The organism is Variovorax sp. 350MFTsu5.1 (assembly GCF_048302515.1).
Classification (GTDB): domain Bacteria; phylum Pseudomonadota; class Gammaproteobacteria; order Burkholderiales; family Burkholderiaceae_C; genus Variovorax; species Variovorax guangxiensis.
This window is the reverse complement of sequence record NZ_CP157620.1, coordinates 1686480-1705716: the sequence shown is the minus strand read 5'-3', so window position 1 is coordinate 1705716 and position 19237 is coordinate 1686480. Positions and strand designations below refer to the sequence as shown.

Sequence of the window (19237 nt, the reverse complement as noted above, 5' to 3'; positions counted from 1 at the left end):
ATTGTCGGTGCTGGCAAAAGCTCGGTGTACCGCCACCACGCAAGCCCCATGCCGGCCTCATCCTCTTCTTCGCCATCGAATCCCAAGCCTGCGTCGAAGCCGACGCCCATCGCCAACGGCCTGGTCTACGTGAACCCCGACATGCCCGGCATCCGCCGCCTGAAGCACGGCGACCGCTTCCGCTACCGCGACGCCCGCGGCAGGTGGGTGCGCGATACGGACGAACTCTCGCGCATCCGGATGCTGGCCATTCCGCCGGCCTACACCCAGGTGTGGATCTGCCCCCTGCCCAACGGCCACCTGCAGGCCACCGGCATCGACGCGCGGGGACGCAAACAGTACCGCTACCACGCCGACTGGCGTTCGATGCAGGACGAGACCAAGTTCGAACGGCTCGAAGCCTTCGCGCTCGCGCTGCCGGGCATCCGCGCCCGCGTGGCGCGCGACCTGCGGCTGCCCCCGGGCCGCAAGGCGCCCGGCCGCGCGCAGGTGCTCGCGGCGCTGGTGCGCCTGCTCGACACCACGCTGCTGCGCGTGGGCAACGAGGAATACGCGAGCAGCAACGGCTCCTTCGGACTCACCACGCTGCGCACCCGGCACGCGGCGGTGAAGGGGCAGGCTCTCAGGCTGCGCTTTCGCGGCAAGAGCGGCGTGATGCATGAGGCCCAGCTGGACGATCCGCGCGTGGCGAAGGTGGTGCGGCAATGCCAGCAACTGCCTGGGCAGGCGCTCTTCCAGTACGTCGACGCCGGCGACGAAGGCAACGGCGAAGAAGGAGAACTGCGCGGCGTCTCCTCCACCGACGTGAACGACTACCTGGCCGAGGCCGCCGGCGGCGAGCGCTTCACCGCGAAGGACTTCCGCACCTGGCACGGCACGGTGCAGGCACTGGAACTCACCCGACTGGCCTGCGAGCCCGGCCGTACCGCCGCCGACGGCAGCCGCTACAGCGCCAGGGACATCCTGGGCGCCGTGGCCAAGCAGCTGGGCAACACGCCCGCCGTGTGCAAGAAGGCCTACGTGCACCCGGCGGTGCTGGCCCTGGGCAGTGCCCTGTCGGACGGCGACGAGGCCACCGCCGCGCTGTTCGAGAAGATCGGCGGTAGCAACAAGGCGAGGCCCTCGCGCGGGCTCTACGTGGCGGAGCGCCGGCTGTTGTCGTTCCTGAAGGCGCACCGGCGCGAGCAACGGCGCACCGCCGCAGCCGCCGGAAGAAAGAGCGGGAAAACTCAGGTCCGCGTGGCGAGCACCAGGCGCACGCTGGCGGCATCGAGCGCCACCGCATAGCCCAGGTCTTCCGCGAGGTTCTGCAGCGCCACGGCATCGATGGCCAGCGCGCGCGGCGCGCGGTGCGCGTCGAGCACGGCCTCTGTGGCACCCGGCTCGCGCGGCAGCGCCGTGAGCCGCAGCGCATTGGCGCCATCGGCCTCGATGCGGATGGTGCCCGCCTCGTCCGCGCCGTCATGCAGGTAGCCCATCGCGCCAAGGAACAGGTAGCGCAGGGCCGCCGCGGCGGGCCAGCGGTGCTCGTCGTCCGAAGGGGTCAGCGACTCGTCGGTTTCGAGCGCCACGCCGTGCAGGTCGAAGGCCGAGCGCATCAGCGTCACGCACTGGGACACCAGCGCGCTGCGGGTGATGCCGTCGTCGACGGTGGCCAGCTCCCAGTCGCGCAGCGAGCGGATCGCCTCCACCAGTTCGGAGACCTGGTTGTCGATCAGCCCCACCCGCTCCTCGCAGGCCGCGGCGTCGACGGTGGGGGCGCCGATCTGCCGCTTGAGCATCAGCAGCGCCATGCGGATCACCGAGACCGGGGCTGCCATGTCGTGCCGCAGGGCCGGCAGTGCGCGGGTGAGAAGTTCGTGGCGCACGCCGGCGGCAATCCAGCTGCGCGCACTTGGTGAGGATTTCATCGCGCAGCCGCCACGGGATTCGGGTTCAACATCGGCAGGATCAAGAGCAGCTTGCCTCCAGAAACGATCTGGTAACAAGTATGAAGTACACGCCCGCCCACAGGTGTAGGAGGGTGCCTACCGTGATTGCGCCCCTCACAGGGCGGCCATTGGCTGCAGCCGCGCCTTTTCGCGGAGTTCAGGGCTCGGGCTCAGGGCTTGCCGAGGTAGGCGCGCACGTCCTTCACCTCGACGCCCGCCGCCGCGATGGCCGAGCGCAGCTGTGCCTCGGTCACGCCCAGCGTCTGGGTCCAGTAGCGCACCTCGTGCGCCTCGTTCACGTTGATGCGGGCGGCATCCTGCGGTCCGCGCTTTGTCAGGTCATCGGCCATGGTGTGTTTCCTGTGTTTGCTTTGCAGAAGGCTTCACCTTGAGACGCCCGCGCGGCTCCTTCTGGCGGACGGCGGCGCACCCGCTTGCAGGAAAAATCCGAGGCGGCCCGGTTGGAGATGTCCGGAAGCGGCGCGCCGCCGCCCGTGCCTGCCCTTAGCTTCGGGCCACACCAACTGCCGCTGCGCACGAAATGACATCCGAACAGAACAAGCAAGCCGTCGCCGACGCATGGAAAGCCTTCGCGAGCCGCGACCGGCAGCGCATCGAGGCTGTCTTCACCGAAGACGCCGAATGGCTCGCGCCCCGGGGCAACGCGACCGCGGTGGCGCTCGGCGTGCCCGACCACATGATCGGACCGGCCGCCATCGCGCGTTTCCTGGCCGACGACTTTCCGAGGCTCTTCGTCGCCGACGTGGCCGTGAGCTTCTCGCACCTCTGGTGCGATGGCGACACCGTGATCCTCGAGGAGCGCATGCAGGCCACGCTGGCCGGCGGCAAGCCCTACGACAACGACTACTGCTTCGTCTTCGAGCTGCGCGAAGGCCGCATCGCCCGCATGCGCGAGTACATGGACACGCGCAAGGGCCACGCGGCGATCTTCGGCTGAGCGGGTCAGCCGGCGGCCGGCACGCAGCGCGCCCGCAGCTCTCGCTTGAGCAGCTTGCCGTTGGCCGTGGTCGGCATCGCGTCGATCAGCTCGATGCGCGCGGGGCGCTTGTAGGGCGACAGGTTTTCGGCCAGGTGCGCGCGCAGCGCCGCCTCGTCGAGCGCCGCGCCCGGCTTCGGCTCGATGAAGGCGACCACCTGCTCGTTGCCGTCGGCCTCGGGCACGCCGATGACCGCGCACAGGTGCACGCCCTCGAAGCGGCCGATGACCGCCTCGATCTCCGCCGGGTACACGTTGAAGCCCGATCGGATGATCATTTCCTTCAGCCGCCCGACCACGAAGAGCGCGCCGTCCTCGCCGAAGCGCCCCAGGTCGCCGGTGGCGTACCAGCCGCCGGGGCGCATCACCTGCGCGGTGGCGGCCGCGTCGCGGAAGTAGCCGAGCATGAGGCCGGGGCCGCGCAGCCAGATCTCGCCGGTGTCGCCCTGGGCCACGTCGTTGCCTTCGGGGCCGACGATACGCGCCTCGCCGCCTTCCACCGCATGCCCGGCGGAGGTATCGCTGCGCGGAGCCTCGGTGCGCGTGAGAAACACCGAGCCCGCGTACTCCGACAGCCCGTAGCCGTAGTGCAGCGGTTGCCCGAAGAGCCGCTCCACGCGCTGCTTGAGCGCAGGATCGAGCGGCGCCGAGCCTGTGTAGACGTAGCGCAGGTGCGGAAAGCGCGGCACCGCATGCTCGGCCTCGATGTGCGCGAGCAGCCGCGCATACATCGTCGGCGGGCCGAGCAGGTTCGACACCTGCTCCTGCGCCAGCGCCCGCAGCACGTCGGCCGGCGAGAAGCTGCCGCGCAGCACCAGCGACGCGCCCCCGGTGAGCGCGGCCATCAGCACCGTGCCGATGCCGAAGATGTGCGTCATCGGCAGGAAGGCGTAGACGCGGTCGCGCCCTTCCAGCGCGCGAATCCGCGCCGACACGCGCCCGAAGTGCAGCAGGCCGCGGTGCGACACCATCACGCCCTTGGGCGTGCCCGAGGTGCCGGAGGTGAAGATGATGGCGGCCGTGTCGGCCAGCGCCGGGTCGGGTTCGGTGCGCGCGTCTTCGCGGGTGGCCGAGCGCATCACGCCCTCCAGCGAAGTCTGCCTCGCACCGGCGCCGTGCGCGTGCCTTGCGGCGGCTTCGGATGCGACGGTCGTGTAGCAGCACAGGCGCGCGTCGGCACGCTCGGCGATGGCCGCGATCTCGCCCGGCGACATGCGAGCATTCACGCCGCACGACCACGCGCCCACGCGGCTGCAGGCCATGATGAGCGCGATGTGCGCGGCGCAGTTCTCCGCCACCAGCAGCACGCGGTCGGTCGACCGTACGCCGGCGTCCAGCAGGTCCTGCGTGGCGGCGCCGGCCATGGACTGCAGCTGCGCATAGGTCGTCGTGCCGCCGGGCTCATGGAGAAACACCGCGTCGGGCGTGCGCGCCGCGCGCTCTTCGAGCAGATGGTGGATTCTCTGCATGCTCACTCGGCCTCGATGCCCTTGGACGCCGTCGCCCACAGCTGCCGGTCGGCCTTGCCCTTGGTCGCCAGCACCTCGGGTGCGCCCGACCAGACGTCGTAGCCCTGCTCGCGCAGACGGTTCGCGATGTCCTCGCGCGCCAGCATCCTGCGCGCGGCGGCGTTCATGCGCGCGACCAGCGCCGGCTCCATGCGCGCCGGCCCGTACAAGCCGAACCAGCCGCCCACGTCGTAGCCGGCCACGCCCGACTCGACCATCGTCGGCACATCCGGCAGCATGCGGTTGCGCTGGCGCGAGGTGACGGCCAGCGCGCGCACCTTGCCCGACTGGATGAAGGGCTTGGAGGTGGCGATGATGTCGAACATCATGGTCACGGTGCCTGCCATCACATCGGCGAGTGCCGGTGCGCTGCCCTTGTAGGGCACGTGCGTGAGCTGCACGCCGGCCATCTTCTCCAGCAGCGCGCCGCTGAGGTGGTTGGAGGCGCCCACGCCCGCCGAGCCGTAGAACACCTTGCCCGGCCGCGCCTTCGCATAGGCCAGCAGCTCGGCCACGCTGCGCACCGGCACATCGTTGTTGATGACCAGCACGTTGGTGTAGTCCACCAGCGGCGCGATGGGGGCGAGGTCCTTCATCGGGTCGAAGGCCATGTGGCGCTGCACGTTGGGGTTGATGGTGATGGTCGGACTCGCGCCGAAGAAGAGCGTGGCGCCATCGGGCGCGGCCTTGGCCACCGCGTCGCCGCCCAGCGAGCCGCTGGCGCCGGGGCGGTTGTCCACGATCACCTGCGTGCCCAGCTCCTGGCTCAGCGCGGGCGCCAGCAGGCGTGCCGCGCCGTCCACCGGGCCGCCGGCCGAATAGCCGACCACCAGCTTGACGAGCGATGGCAATGGCTGCTGCGCGAACACGCGCGAAGGCAATGCGGCCAGCGCCGCGCTGCCCGCCAGCGCTGACAAGATGTGGCGGCGCGATAGGTCGATGGAAGTCATGAGCGTTGTCTCCTTTTGTGTATTTCTTCGGCGCCGCGTCGCTCAGGCGGGCAGGTCGAGCACCTGCCGCGCGAGGATGTTGCGCTGTATCTCGTTCGTGCCCCCGTAGATCATTGCGGCGGTGGAGCCGATGAGCGGCGAGAGCACGTTGAAGGTCTGGCCGTCGAGCACCTGGTCGCCGGCCACGGCCCCCTGCTCCTCGCCCGCCTCGACCAGCAGCGCGCCGATGCGGTGGTAGGTCTCGCTCGCCCAGATCTTCAGCAGCGACACCGAAGCCGGCAGCGGCCTGCCCGCGCGCACGATGTTCGCGAAGCCGGTGTAGGCGGCCGAGAGGTCGAGCACGTCGAGCCGCAGCGCCGCGAAGCGCTGTGCGAACACCGGGTCGGCAAACAGCCGCCGCGCCTGCGCCAGCCGCGCAAGCTGCCCCAGCGCGTACTGCGACTGCTTGGGGCTGCCGAGGAAGATGCGCTCGAAACCCAGCAGCGCCTTCGCGATCGTCCAGCCGCCGTGCAGCTTGCCCACGAGGTTCTCGGCCGGCACGCGCACGTTGTCGAAGAACACTTCGCAGAACTCCGGCTCGCCGGCCAGTGTGTGGATCGGACGGATGGTGATGCCCGGCGTGCGCAGGTCGCACAGCAGGAAGCTGATGCCCTCCTGCTTGCGCGCGTCCTTGTCGGTGCGCACCAGCATGAAGATGTGGTTGGCGTCCTGCGCGAGCGTGGTCCAGATCTTCTGTCCGTTGACCACGAAATGCTCGCCCTGCGCGTCGCGCGCCGGCATCGCCTCGGTGCGCAGGCCAGCGAGGTCGGAGCCGGCGTTGGGCTCCGAATAGCCCTGGCACCACACATGCTCGCCGCTGAGGATGCGCGGCAGGAAGCGCTGCTGCTGTTCCTGAGTGCCGTGCTGGATCAGGAGCGGCCCGATCATCACGATGCCCTGGTCGGGCGCGCGCGCCACGCCGTACTGCTCCAGCTCCTCGATCCACGCGATGAGCTTGTCTGCAGGCAGGCCCATGCCGCCGTGCGACCGAGGCCATGCGGGCGCGATCCATCCCTGGGCCGAGAGCGTGAGATACCACTCGCGCATCTCGCTCCAGCGTGCGCGGTGCGAGAGGTAGCGCAGCTGCTGCGGATAGCGCTGCTGCAGGAAGGCGCGCACCATGCGGCGGAAGTCGGTCTCGGGCATCGAAGACCAGTCGGCGGTGCGCGGGAACTCGCCGCTCCACTCGGCCACGCCCGGTGCGACCTCTGCATCGCCCGACAGCACGGCATGCCTGCGCTGATGCGCGCTCGCGTTGCCCAGCCATGCCGAGAGGCACAGCACGCGCTTGTAGAACAGGCTCAGGTCGCACTCCTGCGTGTAGCCGATGGCGCCATGCAGCTGCACCGACGCGCGCGAAGCCTGCAGCGCGGCGGCGGTGCAGCGCGCGTTGGCACGGCTGGCCTCGGCCTCCAGCCGCTGCGCCGGCAGGCCCTGCGCGGCCAGTCCGAGCACCTCGTCCAGCGTGGCCTTCGCCACTTCGAGGTGGATGAACATGTCGACGCAGCGATGCTGCAGCGCCTGGAAGCTGCCGATGGGCTTGCCGAACTGCGAGCGCGTGCGCAGGTAGGCCAGGGTCTGCGCGAGCATGGCCTGCCCCGCGCCCAGCAGCTCGGCCGACTGCAATATCTGGCCCGCCGCAAGCGCATGGCGCAGCGCCTCCTGCGCGGCCGGCCCCTCGGCCAGCACCGCACCGGCCGGCAGCGCGACCTGCTCGAAGCGCAGGTTCGAGGCCTGGCTGCCGTCGATCAGCGGCACGGGTGTTTCGCTGACGCCGGCGGTTCCGCGCGGCACCCACAGCAGCACGGCGTCGTCGTCGCCGCGCGCCGACACCAGCCAGCCGCTGGCGGCCGCGCCGGGCAGCACCATGAGCTTCTCGCCCTGCAGCAGCACGCCGCCGCCAGGGCGGCGCTCGCAGCCGCAGGCCAGCGGCACCGCGCTCAGGTCGCCCGCGCTCTCCTGCCACGCGAGTGCGGGCAGGCTGCGCCCCCCGACCAGTTCGGCGAGCAGCGCGTTCGCACCGGGCGTGTCCAGCCGCGCCAGCAGCAGCGCGCCAAGGCCGGCCACGGCCAAAAGCGGCTCGGGTGCCGCATGCTCGCCGGCCGCGCTGAAGATCTCGGCCGCGCCATCGAGGCCCAGCGCCAGCCCTCCGGCCGATTCGGGTGCCAGCATGCCGGTCCAGCCGAGCGCGGCGATGTCCTGCCAGCCCTCGGCCTCGTCGGCCTCATCGCCGCCGGGGCGCTCCATGCGCTTGCGCCGGCGCTGCAGGGCATGACTGCGATTGAAATAGTCCAGCGCCGATTCGCGCACTGCGGCAAGTGATTCCAGATCCATCGCCGCAGCGTGACAGAAGGCCCCGCAAAACGGCATTTGCATTTGCCGAAGGGAGGGTTTCGCAATCAGAGAGCCGCTGCGCGCGCGTGCGGGCTAGATTCGGCCCATGACCACCAAGATCAAGAAATCCCTGCACACGGAACTGGGCCACAGCACGCCCGACAGGATCACCGTGCGCGGACGCGACCTGCCCTCGGAGATCCTCGGCCACCTCAACCTGGGCGACATGGCCTTCCTGGAGCTGACGGGGCGCATTCCCACGCCGCAGGAGTCGGTGACCTTCAACGCCATCGTCGTCACGCTGGTGGAGCACGGCGTCACACCCAGCGCGCTGGCTGCCCGCCTCACCTACGCGGGCGCGCCCGAGGCGCTGCAGGCGGCCGTGGCGGCGGGCCTGTGCGGGCTGGGCACGGTATTCGTCGGCAGCACCGAAGGCGCCGCGAAGATGCTCTACGAGGCGATCCCCTTCGGCGAGAAGCCCTCGCGCCCGCTGGCCGACATGGCGAAGGACATCGTGGCCGACCACCGCGCGCGCAAGCTGATCGTGCCGGGGCTGGGCCACCCGCTGCACAAGCCCGTCGACCCGCGCACGCCGCGGCTCTTCCAGATCGCGGCGGAGAACGGGCTTTCCACGCACTACGTCGCGCTGATGCAGGCCGTGCAGGAAGAGGCCGAGCGCGTCTCGGGCAAGTCGCTGCCGATCAACGCGACAGGTGCCATCGGCGCGATCGCGGCCGAGTTCGGCTTTCCCTGGAAGATCATCCGCGGGTTCGGCGTGATGGCGCGCGCCATCGGCCTCGTGGGCCACATCCTGGAAGAGATCGACGACCCGATGGCCATCGAGATCTGGCAGCGCGTGGAGAAGGAAGCGGGCGGCCCCCGCCAGGATTGAGCAGAAATCGATGAACAACGCCAACGACAAGAACTTTCCCGACATCCGCGATGCGGTGCGCGACCTGTGCGCGCAGTTTCCCGACGCCTACTTCCGCAAGGTCGACGAGGCGCGCGGCTACCCCGCCGACTTCGTCGACGCGCTCACCAGGGCCGGCTGGATGGCCGCGCTGATTCCGCAGGAGTACGGCGGCTCGGGCCTGGGCCTGACCGAGGCCTCGGTGATCATGGAAGAAATCAACCGCTGCGGCGGCAACTCCGGCGCCTGCCATGGCCAGATGTACAACATGGGCACGCTGCTGCGCCACGGCAGCGAGGCGCAGAAGCGCGCCTACCTGCCGAAGATCGCCAACGGCGAACTGCGCCTGCAGTCCATGGGCGTGACCGAGCCCACCACCGGCACCGACACGACGAAGATCAAGACCACCGCCGTGAAGAAGGGCGACCGCTACGTCGTCAACGGCCAGAAGGTATGGATCTCGCGCATCCAGCACTCCGACCTGATGATCCTGCTGGCGCGCACCACGCCGCTGCCGGATGTGAAGAAGAAGTCGGAGGGCATGTCGATCTTCATCGTCGACCTGCGCGAGGCCATCGGCAAGGGGCTGGAGGTGCGGCCCATCCTGAACATGGTCAACCACGAGACCAACGAGCTGTTCTTCGAGAACCTGGAGATCCCGGCCGAGAACCTGATCGGCGAGGAAGGCCAGGGCTTCAAGTACATCCTCGACGGGCTGAACGCAGAGCGCACGCTGATCGCAGCCGAGTGCATCGGCGACGGCTACTGGTTCATCGACCGGGTCACGAAGTACACGAAGGAGCGCGTGGTGTTCGGTCGGCCGATCGGGCAGAACCAGGGCGTGCAGTTCCCCATCGCCGAGTCGTTCATCGAGGTGGAGGCAGCGAACCTCATGCGCTACGAAGCGTGCCGCCTCTTCGACGCGCACCAGCCCTGCGGCGCGCAGGCCAACATGGCGAAATACCTTGCGGCCAAGGCGAGCTGGGAGGCGGCCAACGCCTGCCTGCAGTTCCACGGCGGCTTCGGCTTCGCCTGCGAATACGACATCGAGCGCAAGTTCAGGGAGACACGGCTCTACCAGGTGGCGCCGATCTCGACGAACCTGATCCTGAGCTACGTGGCGGAGCACATGCTCGGCCTTCCCCGTTCCTTTTGACCAACCCCCAGGCTGCGCGCACTTCGTGTCGCTTCGCCAACCCCCTTGCAGGGGGCAACGCCTGCGGCCCGGCAAAGCCGGTTCCGCGGCATTCCACGAAAGGATCATTCATGACATCCACCGCTGGCGATCATCCGAGCAAGGTGCTCGCCACCTTCGCCGCCGAACTGAAGTTCGACGCCATCCCCGCCCCCGTGCTGCGCCGCACCGAGGACCTGATGCTCGACTGGCTGGGCTCCGTGCTCGCCGCGCGCACGGCGCGGCCGGTGCGCAGCATCGAGCGCTTCGCGCAGATGATGGGCCCCGCCGACGGGCCCAGCGAGCTGCTGACCTCGCGCCGCACGACCTCGCCGGTATTCGCGGCGCTGGTCAACGCGGCGGCCTCGCATTTCGTGGAGCAGGACGACGTGCACAACGGCTCCGTCTTCCACCCGGCCGCAGTCGTCATCGCGCCCGCGCTGGCCGTGGCGCAGAGCATCGGCGCGAGCGGCGCGCAGCTGCTCACGGCGGTGGTCGCGGGCTATGAAGTCGGAATCCGGGTCGGCGAATTCCTCGGCCGCTCGCACTACAAGACCTTCCACACGACCGCGACGGCGGGCACGCTCGCGGCCGCAGCAGCCGTGGGCCGGCTACTGGAACTCACGCCGCAGCAGATGCTGCACGCCTTCGGCTCGGCCGGCACGCAGTCGGCCGGTGTGTGGGAATTTTTGCGCGACGCGGCCGACTCGAAGCAGCTGCATTGCGCGCACGCAGCGGCCAGCGGCCTGATGTCTGCCTACCTCGCGCAGGACGGCTTCACCGGCGCCGCGAAGATCCTCGAAGGCGCGCAGGGGCTCGGCGTGGGCATGTCCAGCGACGCCGACCCGGCGAGGCTCACCGACGGCCTGGGCACGCGCTGGACGCTGGCCGAGACCTCCTTCAAGTACCACGCCTCCTGCCGCCACACCCACCCCGCCGCCGACGCGCTGCTGCAGGTGATGACGCAGAACAAGCTGAAGCCCGCCGACGTGTCGCGCGTGACCACGCACGTGCACCAGGGCGCCATCGACGTGCTGGGCCGCGTGGACGTGCCCGCCACGGTGCACCAGGGCAAGTTCTCGATGGGCACGGTGCTGGGCCTGATCGCGGTGCACGGCCGAGCGGGCCTGGGCGAGTTCGACCGCGACTTCCTCGCGCCCGAGGTCTCGGCCTTCCGCGAGAAGGTAACGATGCAGCTCGACGATGAGGTCGACACCGCCTACCCCGCGCGCTGGATCGGCAAGGTCAGCGTGCAGACCGCCGACGGGCGCACGCTGCAGGGCCGCGTGGACGAGCCCAAGGGCGACCCCGGCAACAGCCTGAGCCGCGCCGAGATCGAGGACAAGATGCAGCGCCTCGCGCACTACGGCGAAGGCGCCACGGCCGACGAGGCCAAGGCGCTGTGCCGGCGCATCTGGCAATTGGCCGACACGCCGCGCGTGGGGCGCTGGCTGGCCTGAGGGGGATCAGGCCGGCGCGGTCCAGGCGAAGAGCCGGCCGCAGCCCGGCGAACGCGCATCGAGCCCCGCGGTGCGCACCAGGTCCCAGAAGCCGGCGGGCGAGCTGGACACCACCGGCACCTGCAGGCGCTCCTCCACCTCGCGCACCGCGTCGAGCGTGACCAGCCCGCCGCAGGAGATCAGGATGCCGTCGGCGCCCGGCTGCGCCTCGAACACCTTCACGCACAGGTCCACCAGCGCCCTGGTGGGCACCTTGCCCACGGCCTGCACGTCGGAGATGGAAAGGCCCTCGAGCGCCAGCGGCTCGAAGTCGCTTTGCTGCAGATAGCCGCGCAGCTGCGCGTTGACCTCGTCGATGTAGGCCGTGGCCACCGCGACGCGCCGCACCTTCAGGTGGCGCAGCCCGTTGACGATGGCATTGCTCATGGTCGTGCAGGGCAGGCCGGTGGCGCGCGCCATCTCGATCTCGAGCTGGCGGTTGAAGGCCGCGCCGCGGAAGAAGCTCAGCGAAGTGCCCATGAGCGAGATCGCGGAAACGCCCTCTTCCTTGAGCGCAACGGCCTTCGCGACCACGGAGTCGATGACGTCCAGATAGCCGCGCGTGGAGATTTCTCCTAGGCCCAGCCCGCGCGCGCTGAAGCGGATGCGCTCGCCGTAAAGCAGCGGCCCGTCCACCGGCACCGCGCCCGCCGCCGGCGGCACGATCAGGCCCAGATGAGGCTGCGCCATGCTCAGCTCCCCTCGGCCACGATGTGCTGCTCGGCGATGATCTTCTTCCACCGCAAAGTTTCCGCCGCCATGTCCTTGCCGAGCTGGGCCGGCGTGGCGTAGGCGCGCAGCGTGCCCTGCGCGGCAGCCGCGGCACCGGTCTCGGGCGTGTCGAGCACCGACTTCACCGCAGCCGATAGCTTGTCGACGATGTCGTTGGGCGTGCCGGCCGGCGCCAGCACGAAGATGCGCGGCGCCACGTCGAAGCCCGGCAGGGCATCGGCCAGCGGCGGCACGCTCTCGGCGCCCTCGAGCTTTGCGGTGTTCATCATCGCCAGCGCGCGCAGCTTGCCCGCCTTGGCCTGCGCCATGCCGGCGGTGGCGCTCACCACGCCGATCGGAATCTGGCCACCGATCACGTCGGGCACGATCTGCGCGGCGCCGCGATAGGGCACGTGCACCACGGGGCTGCCGGTGGCCTGCTTGAGCATCTCGAAGCCCAGGTGCTGCACCGTGCCCACGCCCGAAGTGGCGTACGAGTAGCGCGAGGCGTTGGCCTTGAGCTCCTTCACCAGCTCGGCCGGCGTCTTCGCGGGAAAGTCGTTGCCGGCCACGATCATCAGCGGCGAAATGAAGGCCCCGGCCACCGGCTTGAAGCTGGTGAGCGGGTCCAGCGCGATCTTCGGCTGCAGCAGCTTGGCGGCGAGCAAGGCGCTGTCGCCCATCATCAGCGTGTAGCCGTCGGGCGGCGCCTTGGCGACGAAGTCGGCGGCGATGAGGCCGGTGGCGCCGGTGCGGTTCTCCACCAGCACCTGCTGGCCCAGCACGTTCGACAGCCGCGTGCCGAGCAGGCGCGCCACCGCGTCGACGCCACCGCCGGCCGAATAGCCGACGATGAGGCGGATGGGCTTGTCGGGGTACTTCTGGGCCTGGGCCCAGGCCGCGGGCGTCGCAAGGGCGCTCATGAGTCCGAGGGCGGCCATCGCGCGCAATGCATGGCGGCGCGCGGGTGGTCGAATCGCTTGTCTGGCTTTCATCATGTCTCCGTTGTCTTTGGTCGGACGCCGGCCGTCTGTCGCGGCCCGGTCGTTTGGGAAGAAAGTGTGGCTCAGGCCTTGCCCTTGCCGTGCGAGGTCGGCAGCTTCGCCAGCTCGCGCACGCGCTCGGCGTTGGGCGCGAAGCCCAGGCCCGGCGTCTCGGGCAGCGTGAGCCAGCCCTGGTCGGGCACAGGCAGGCCATCGAAGATCTGCTTGAGCATCTGCACCGCCACGTAGTGGTACTCGACGAGGCCGCCGTTCGACACACCCGCGTGCAGGTGCATGTTGTGGAAGGGCCAGGCACCGCCGTTGTCGATGGGCACGTTGAAGGCCTGCGCCATGCCCGCGATCTTCAGCACCTGCGAGTAGCCGCCCGAGATGGTCACGTTGGGCTGCAGCACGTCGGCCGCCTGGTTCACCAGCAGGTCGCGGAAGCGGAAGGCCAGGCCCTCGTTCTGGCCGCACGCCAGCGGGATGCGGGTGCGCGAGCGCAGCTGGACCATCTGGCGCACATCGTTCTGCGTGAGCGGCTCCTCGAAGAAGCTGATGCCGTAGGGCTCGATGCGGTGCGCGAGCTCGGTGGCGTGGAACAGGTCGAGGCCGCAGTTGGCGTCGACGTAGAGCTTGACGTCGGGGCCCACGGCCTCGCGCACGGCGGCGACGCGGCGCACGTCTTCCGCGATGACTTCGTCGAGCGGGCGCGGCTCGTCGCGGCGCGCGAGCGCGTGGTTGCCCACGGTCATCTTCAGCCGCTGGAAGCCCTGCGACACCCACAGCTTCGCGGCGGCGGCGAGCTGGTCGCGCTCGAAGAAGCCGAAGCCGAATGTGGCGTACACCGGCACCTTCGCGCGTGCGCCGCCCAGCAGGCGCCACAGCGGCTGGCCGAGCGCGCGCGCCTTGATGTCCCACAGCGCGATGTCGAGCGCGGCAATCGTGTGACTGGCATAGCCGGTCTGGCCGCGCGGCGAGAGCAGCCAGTAGAGCTTCTCCCACAGGCGCTCGGTGGCCATCGGGTCTTCGCCGATCAGCGCGGGGCCCGCCACCTCGCGCACGGCGGCGGCGATGATTTCTTCCTCGGTGATGGCCGTCATGCCGTGGCCGACGAGGCCCGTGTCGGTCTCGATCTCGGTGAGGCACAGCGACAGCGAGGTCTGCTTGTTCATGCCGACCACGTCGATGGTGACGGGAATGTTCAGCGGCGTGGCGCTGACGCGAACGATCTTCAAGTCTTGTCTCCTTTGTTGGAGCGCGCATCTTTGCGCGCACGCCGCCGGAGAACAATTCGTTTTTGGCGGGAGCGAGGCTTCGCGCGGCGCGAAGCCTCGACGGATGCGGTGCCTCAGTCTGGCAGGCCGAGATGCTCCAGCACCGAGCGCGCGGCCACCGTCAGCTCCTGCTGCCTGCGCACGCACAGCAGGTGGCGCCTGTTGGCCCAGGGCGCGTCGAGCTTCAGGCAGCGCAGCTTCAGTATCTGCAGCTGCGGCAGGATGGCCGCATAGGGCAGCACGCCGATGCCCGCGCCCTGCTCCACCATGCGGCAGACCATGTCGAAGCTGCCCACCTGCATGCGCACCTTCAGCGGCACGCCGGCCTCCAGCGCCGCCGACAGCAGCACCCGGTGCAGCGCGGTGCCTTCGCGCACCACGATGTGGTCGTGGCTCAGCACCTCGTCGACGCCTATGCGCCTGCGCCGCGCGAGCGGATGGTCGCGCGCCACCACCACGGCCAGCTCGTCGGTGCGGTAGGGCAGGCATTCGAGGCCTTCGGCGGGCGTGTTGCCCTCGATCACGCCGATGTCGGCCAGGCCCGCCTGCACCGCCTTCACCACCTCGGTGCTGGCGCGCTCCTGCAGGTCGATCTTCAGCACCGGGTGCAGCCGCAGGAAGGAGCCGATCTGCGCCGGCAGGAACTGCGCGATGGTCGATGCGTTGGCCGTGATGCTGACCACGCCGGCCACGCCGTTCTGGAAGTCGTCGAGCTCCGCGCCCAGCCGGTCCATGGCCGAGAGCACGGCGCGCGCATGCAACAGCAGCCCGTGGCCCGCCGAGGTGAGCGTGACGCCGCGTGCATGGCGCACCAGCAGCGGCAGCCGTGCGCGGGCCTCGAGATCGGAGATGCGCTTGCTGGCCGCGGCCAGCGCGATGTGGCAGCGCTTGGCGCCTTCGCTGATGCTGCCGTGGTCCGCCACGGCCACGAACAGGCGCAGCGACTTCAGGTCGGCCGACATGCGCCCCCGTCGTTCAGGTTTTTCGAGGAGCCGATGTATCGCCCACGATGCGCTCGCTCGCCACGGCCGAGGTCAGGAACACCGCGGAACCGGCTTTGCCGGGCCGCAGGTGTTGCCCCCTGCAAGGGGGTTGGCGAAGCGACACGAAGTGCGCGAAGCCTGGGGGTGAGCGTCATGACGCAACGAGGTGGTCGAAGAGCTCGCGCGCGGAGGCCGGGAGTTGCTCGCGGCTGCGCGCGATCAGCTTCAGCTCGCGCTCGGCCCAGGCGTCGCTGAGCGCCACGGTCGAAATGCGCATCGCCATCGACAGCCGCTGCGCCGACGACGCCGGCAGCACGCCGACGCCCACGCCCGCCTCGATCATCAGGCAGATGGCCTCGAAGCTGCTGACCTGGATGCGCGGGTTGAAGCCGCGCCCCGCGAGCTCGGCCCTGCGCTGCAGGAAGCGATGGATGGCGCTGCCGTGGTGCAGGCCCACATGCTGCTCGTCGAGCGTGTCGGCAAAGGCCACCGAAGACGCGCCCGCGAGGCGGTGCTTGGTGGGCACCACCAGCACGAGCTGGTTGCTGCCGAAGGGGCGCGCGTCGAAGTCGCCCGTGTGCACGTCGCCCGCGAGGATGCCGATGTCGGCCTCGCCGTCTGCCACCGCGCGCACGATCTCCTCGCTGAGGTATTCGCGCAGGTCCACCTGCACGGCCGGATGCTGCGTGAGGAAGCCCGCCAGCTTCTGCGGCAGGTATTCGGTGATGGAGGTGGTGTTGGCGAACACCCGCACGTGGCCCTTGATGCCCTTGCCGAAGTCCTGCATGTCGCAGCGCAGGTGCTCCATCTGCTGCATCACGCGCTTGGCGTGGTAGAGCACCGCCTGCCCCGCCGCCGTGAGGCTCACGCCCTGCGCGCTGCGGTGCAACAGCTTGCCGCCCACGGCCTCTTCCATCTGCTTGATGCGCGTGGAGGCGGCGGCCAGCGAGATGCAGGCCTTCTCCGCGCCGCGCGTGAGGCTGTGCGCGTCCGCCACGTAGACGAACAGTTTCAGGTCGAACAGGTCGAAGTGCAGGTTCACCGGGCGCCGGTATCAAGGAGAAGGCGAAACGCGCATTGTCCGGCGAATGAGGCCGCTCGCCGCCCTGTGCGGGTTTGTCCTCAGACCGGGTCCCAGCTGAAAACGTCCGCCGAGCGGTCGAGATCGAAGAAGCTGGCGCGCATCGCGGGCATGGCGTGCTCGGCGATGCTCTGCGGCGTCCAGCCCTCGGAGCGGTGGATGGAGCGCACCGGCCGCGGCTGGCTGATGAGCGAGATCTCGTTGTTGCGCACCGAGAAGATCTGGCCGTTGACCGCCGCCGCGGCATCGCTCGCGAGGTAGACCGCCAGCGGCGCGACCTTGGCGGGCGTCATCTGCCTGATCTTGTCGACGCGGGCGCGCTGCTCGTCGGTGTCGGTGGGAATCGCGCCGATCATGCGGCTCCAGGCGAAGGGCGCGATGCAGTTGGAGCGCACGTTGAATTTCTGCATGTCCAGCGCGATCGACTTCGACAGCGCCACGATGCCGAGCTTGGCCGCCGCGTAGTTGGCCTGGCCGAAGTTGCCGATGAGGCCCGAGGTGGAAGTCATGTGCACCAGCGCGCCCGACTCCTGCTCCTTGAAGTGCGTGGCGGCCGCGCGGCTCACGTAGTACGCGCCGTACAGGTGCACCTTGAGCACCGAGTCCCACTCGTCGACCGACATCTTGTGGAAGAAGCGGTCGCGCAGGATGCCGGCGTTGTTCACCACCGCGTCGATGCGCCCGAAGCTGTCGATGGCGCACTGCACGATGCGCGCCGCGCTCGCGGCATCGGCCACGCTGTCGGTGCTGGGCACGGCCTGCCCGCCGGCGGCGCGAATCTCGTCGACCACCTGCTGCGCGGGGCCGGCGCTGCCCCCGGCGCCATCAAGCGCCGCGCCGATGTCGTTGACCACCACCTTCGCACCATGCGCCGCCATCGCCAGCGCGATGTCGCGCCCGATGCCGCCGCCCGCGCCGGTGACGACGACCACTTTTCCTTCAACCATGCTTGCCTCTGTTCCGGATGTTCATTCGCCCGCGGGGTCGCGGGCGAAATCCAGAATGCCACAGCGAGGGCGGCAGCGGGTTTGCGGTTTCCGAAGAGGGGCTTCGGCGGCGGCCTCGGCCTACTGCCGCGCGGTCCGGATATTCGGTGGCAGCGCCTGCGGCCAGCTCGTGCGGAACGGGTTGATGTCGAGCCCGCCGCGGCGCGTGTAGCGCGCGTACACCGCGAGCTTGTTCGGCTTGCAGCGGGTCCAGATGTCCGTGAACATGCGCTCGGCGCAGGGTTCGTGGAACTCGTTGTGGTTGCGGAAGCTGACGATGTACGCGAGCAGGCCGGCCTGGTCGATGGGCGGGCCGCTGTAACGGATCTGCACGCTGCCCCAGTCGGGCTGGCCGGTGACGAGGCAGTTGCTCTTCAGCAGGCGGCTGGTGAGGGTTTCGTTGACGGGCGCCTGCGTGGCGTCGCTGCTCAGCAGCTCGGGCGCGGGCTGGTAGTGGCTGCACTCGATGTCGAGGCGGTCGAGGTCGAGGCCGTCGAGCTCGTGCACCGGCTCGCGGTCGAACATGTCGGGTGCGAGCAGCGTCACGCCGATGGTGGCCTGCTGGTCGCTTCCGCGCCATGCGGCCTCCGACAGGTCGGCGCGCAGGCGCTCGCGCACCGCGTCGACGCTTGCGAACTGGCTGTTGTTGAAGCTGTTGAGGTAGAGCTTGAAGCTCTTGCTCTCGATGATGTTGGGCGTCTCGCAGGGAATGGTGAAGTGCGCGATGGCCAGCTGCGGCTTGCCGCGCAGGTTGAGCCAGCTCACTTCGAAGGCGCTCCAGAGGTCGGCGCCGAAGAACGGCAGCGCGCCAGCCTTGATGCCCATGGCCTCGCGCTGCGTGGCGCGCGCGATGGGAAAGAGCAGCGTGGGGTCGTAATGGTCGGCGTAGGCCGAGGCGCGGCCCAGCTGCGACTGCTCGGGCGTGTTCGGGTTGTGTGGGGTGTGCGGATCGTGGCTCATGGTCTTGCTGTGTCTCGGGCATCCGCCGCGTGCGCGAACGGTGCGATGTGGCGGGCGACGATGTCGCACACCTCGGGCGGCAGGTCGTGGCCCATGCCGGGAACGGAAACGAACTTCGAGCCCGGGATGCGCCGGGCCGTGTCTTCGCCGCAGGCGATGGGCACGAGCGCGTCGGCCTCGCCGTGCAGCACCAGCGTGGGCGACTGGATGCGCGGCAGCAGCGCGGGGCGCTCGTCGTCGGCGCCGATGGCGAGCATCTGCCGCATCAGGCCGGCCGGGTGATAGGAGCGGCGCATGCTGAAGACGAGCCGCTCGGAGAGCTCTTCGTCGGTCTGCGGATAGGCCGGGCTCTGGATGAGCCGCAACAGCCGGATGCTGTGCGCGACCAGCGCGGCTTCGTCGCGGCCCATCGGCCGGCGCATGAGCATGGCGGCGACCTCGCGGCGCGGTCCGGGCAGGCCGCGCGCGCCGCTGGAGCTCATGATGCTCACGAGGCTGGCCGTGCGCCGCGGCGCGAAGGCCGCGATGCGCTGGGCGATCATGCCGCCCATGGAGGCACCGACGATGTGGGCTCTTTCGATGCCCAGCGCGTCGAGCACGCCGAGCGAATCGAGGGCCATGTCCTGCAGCGTGTAGGGCGAGCGCACCTTCAGGCCGAGGCGGTGGCGGATGGTCTCCCACACGATGTTGCCCACGCCCGCGTGGTCGAAGCCCTGGCTCAGGCCGATGTCGCGGTTGTCGTGGCGCACCACGCGAAAGCCCGCGTCCACCAGTTGCTGCACGAAGGCCGTCGGCCACGCGACGAGCTGCATGCCCAGGCCCATGATGAGCAGGATGACGGGGCGGCCCTCGCCCCCGGTGTCGTCGACTTCGATCTGCAGCCCGTTGGCGGTGACTTTCATCCGGGAGCTGCC

Annotated in this window: 18 protein-coding genes; 5 read left to right on the top strand and 13 right to left on the bottom strand. The window is 69.8% G+C overall.

Annotated features, from left to right (window positions below; genetic code table 11):
- Positions 1–48: 48 nt before the first annotated feature.
- Complete coding sequence (locus ABL843_RS07430) at positions 49–1287, top strand: DNA topoisomerase IB (RefSeq protein WP_418119452.1); 1239 nt, start codon at positions 49–51, stop codon at positions 1285–1287.
- Here the strand turns inward: ABL843_RS07430 and ABL843_RS07425 are convergent.
- Together ABL843_RS07425 and ABL843_RS07420 are read right to left on the bottom strand one after the other, a co-directional pair.
- Complete coding sequence (locus tag ABL843_RS07425) at positions 1230–1910, bottom strand: hypothetical protein (protein ID WP_126023220.1); 681 nt, start codon at positions 1908–1910, stop codon at positions 1230–1232. The genes ABL843_RS07430 and ABL843_RS07425 overlap by 58 nt on opposite strands.
- 191 nt (positions 1911–2101) lie before the next feature.
- The gene (locus ABL843_RS07420; RefSeq protein WP_126023219.1) at positions 2102–2281 is read right to left on the bottom strand and encodes a DUF3606 domain-containing protein; all 180 of its coding nucleotides are present in this window, start codon (positions 2279–2281) and stop codon (positions 2102–2104) included.
- A gap of 191 nt (positions 2282–2472) precedes the next feature.
- On the opposite strand from ABL843_RS07420, the gene ABL843_RS07415 reads away from it, so the two are divergent.
- Positions 2473–2889, top strand: coding sequence for a nuclear transport factor 2 family protein (locus ABL843_RS07415; RefSeq protein WP_418119451.1), 417 nt, complete (start codon positions 2473–2475; stop codon positions 2887–2889).
- A gap of 5 nt (positions 2890–2894) precedes the next feature.
- Here the strand turns inward: ABL843_RS07415 and ABL843_RS07410 are convergent, their stop codons facing one another.
- The 3 genes from ABL843_RS07410 to ABL843_RS07400 are packed head-to-tail and all read right to left on the bottom strand — an operon-like array spanning position 2895 to position 7759.
- The gene (locus tag ABL843_RS07410; protein ID WP_418119450.1) at positions 2895–4397 is read right to left on the bottom strand and encodes a class I adenylate-forming enzyme family protein; all 1503 of its coding nucleotides are present in this window, start codon (positions 4395–4397) and stop codon (positions 2895–2897) included.
- A gap of 2 nt (positions 4398–4399) precedes the next feature.
- On the bottom strand, positions 4400–5386 hold the full coding sequence (locus tag ABL843_RS07405) for a Bug family tripartite tricarboxylate transporter substrate binding protein (RefSeq protein ID WP_418119449.1): 987 nt from the start codon (positions 5384–5386) through the stop codon (positions 4400–4402).
- 42 nt (positions 5387–5428) lie between these two features.
- Positions 5429–7759, bottom strand: a complete 2331-nt coding sequence (locus ABL843_RS07400; protein WP_418119448.1) for an acyl-CoA dehydrogenase — start codon at positions 7757–7759, stop codon at positions 5429–5431.
- Positions 7760–7865: 106 nt separating this feature from the next.
- On the opposite strand from ABL843_RS07400, the gene ABL843_RS07395 reads away from it, so the two are divergent.
- From ABL843_RS07395 to ABL843_RS07385, 3 genes are all read left to right on the top strand, one after another.
- Complete coding sequence (locus ABL843_RS07395) at positions 7866–8651, top strand: citryl-CoA lyase (RefSeq protein WP_418119447.1); 786 nt, start codon at positions 7866–7868, stop codon at positions 8649–8651.
- A gap of 10 nt (positions 8652–8661) precedes the next feature.
- On the top strand, positions 8662–9825 hold the full coding sequence (locus tag ABL843_RS07390; protein ID WP_418119446.1) for an acyl-CoA dehydrogenase family protein: 1164 nt from the start codon (positions 8662–8664) through the stop codon (positions 9823–9825).
- Positions 9826–9935: 110 nt separating this feature from the next.
- A complete protein-coding gene (locus tag ABL843_RS07385) occupies positions 9936–11303 on the top strand; it encodes an MmgE/PrpD family protein (protein ID WP_418119445.1) in 1368 nt (455 codons plus the stop codon).
- Between the two features lie 6 nt (positions 11304–11309).
- Here the strand turns inward: ABL843_RS07385 and ABL843_RS07380 are convergent, their stop codons facing one another.
- From ABL843_RS07380 to ABL843_RS07345, 8 genes are all read right to left on the bottom strand, one after another.
- Complete coding sequence (locus tag ABL843_RS07380) at positions 11310–12032, bottom strand: arylmalonate decarboxylase (RefSeq protein ID WP_418119444.1); 723 nt, start codon at positions 12030–12032, stop codon at positions 11310–11312.
- Positions 12033–12034: 2 nt separating this feature from the next.
- On the bottom strand, positions 12035–13048 hold the full coding sequence (locus ABL843_RS07375) for a Bug family tripartite tricarboxylate transporter substrate binding protein (protein ID WP_418119443.1): 1014 nt from the start codon (positions 13046–13048) through the stop codon (positions 12035–12037).
- Positions 13049–13119: 71 nt separating this feature from the next.
- Positions 13120–14274, bottom strand: coding sequence for a mandelate racemase/muconate lactonizing enzyme family protein (locus ABL843_RS07370; RefSeq protein WP_418119442.1), 1155 nt, complete (start codon positions 14272–14274; stop codon positions 13120–13122).
- A 113-nt stretch (positions 14275–14387) separates the two neighbouring features.
- The gene (locus ABL843_RS07365) at positions 14388–15275 is read right to left on the bottom strand and encodes a LysR family transcriptional regulator (protein ID WP_126023208.1); all 888 of its coding nucleotides are present in this window, start codon (positions 15273–15275) and stop codon (positions 14388–14390) included.
- A gap of 172 nt (positions 15276–15447) precedes the next feature.
- Entirely contained in the window at positions 15448–16338 is an 891-nt protein-coding gene (locus tag ABL843_RS07360) for a LysR substrate-binding domain-containing protein (RefSeq protein ID WP_418119441.1), read from the bottom strand.
- Between the two features lie 80 nt (positions 16339–16418).
- On the bottom strand, positions 16419–17324 hold the full coding sequence (locus ABL843_RS07355) for an SDR family NAD(P)-dependent oxidoreductase (RefSeq protein ID WP_369659344.1): 906 nt from the start codon (positions 17322–17324) through the stop codon (positions 16419–16421).
- Between the two features lie 120 nt (positions 17325–17444).
- Complete coding sequence (gene queF / locus ABL843_RS07350; protein WP_418119440.1) at positions 17445–18323, bottom strand: NADPH-dependent 7-cyano-7-deazaguanine reductase QueF; 879 nt, start codon at positions 18321–18323, stop codon at positions 17445–17447.
- Complete coding sequence (locus tag ABL843_RS07345; protein WP_418119439.1) at positions 18320–19225, bottom strand: alpha/beta fold hydrolase; 906 nt, start codon at positions 19223–19225, stop codon at positions 18320–18322. The genes queF and ABL843_RS07345 overlap by 4 nt, the downstream gene beginning before the upstream one ends.
- Between the last annotated feature and the right edge of the window lie 12 nt (positions 19226–19237).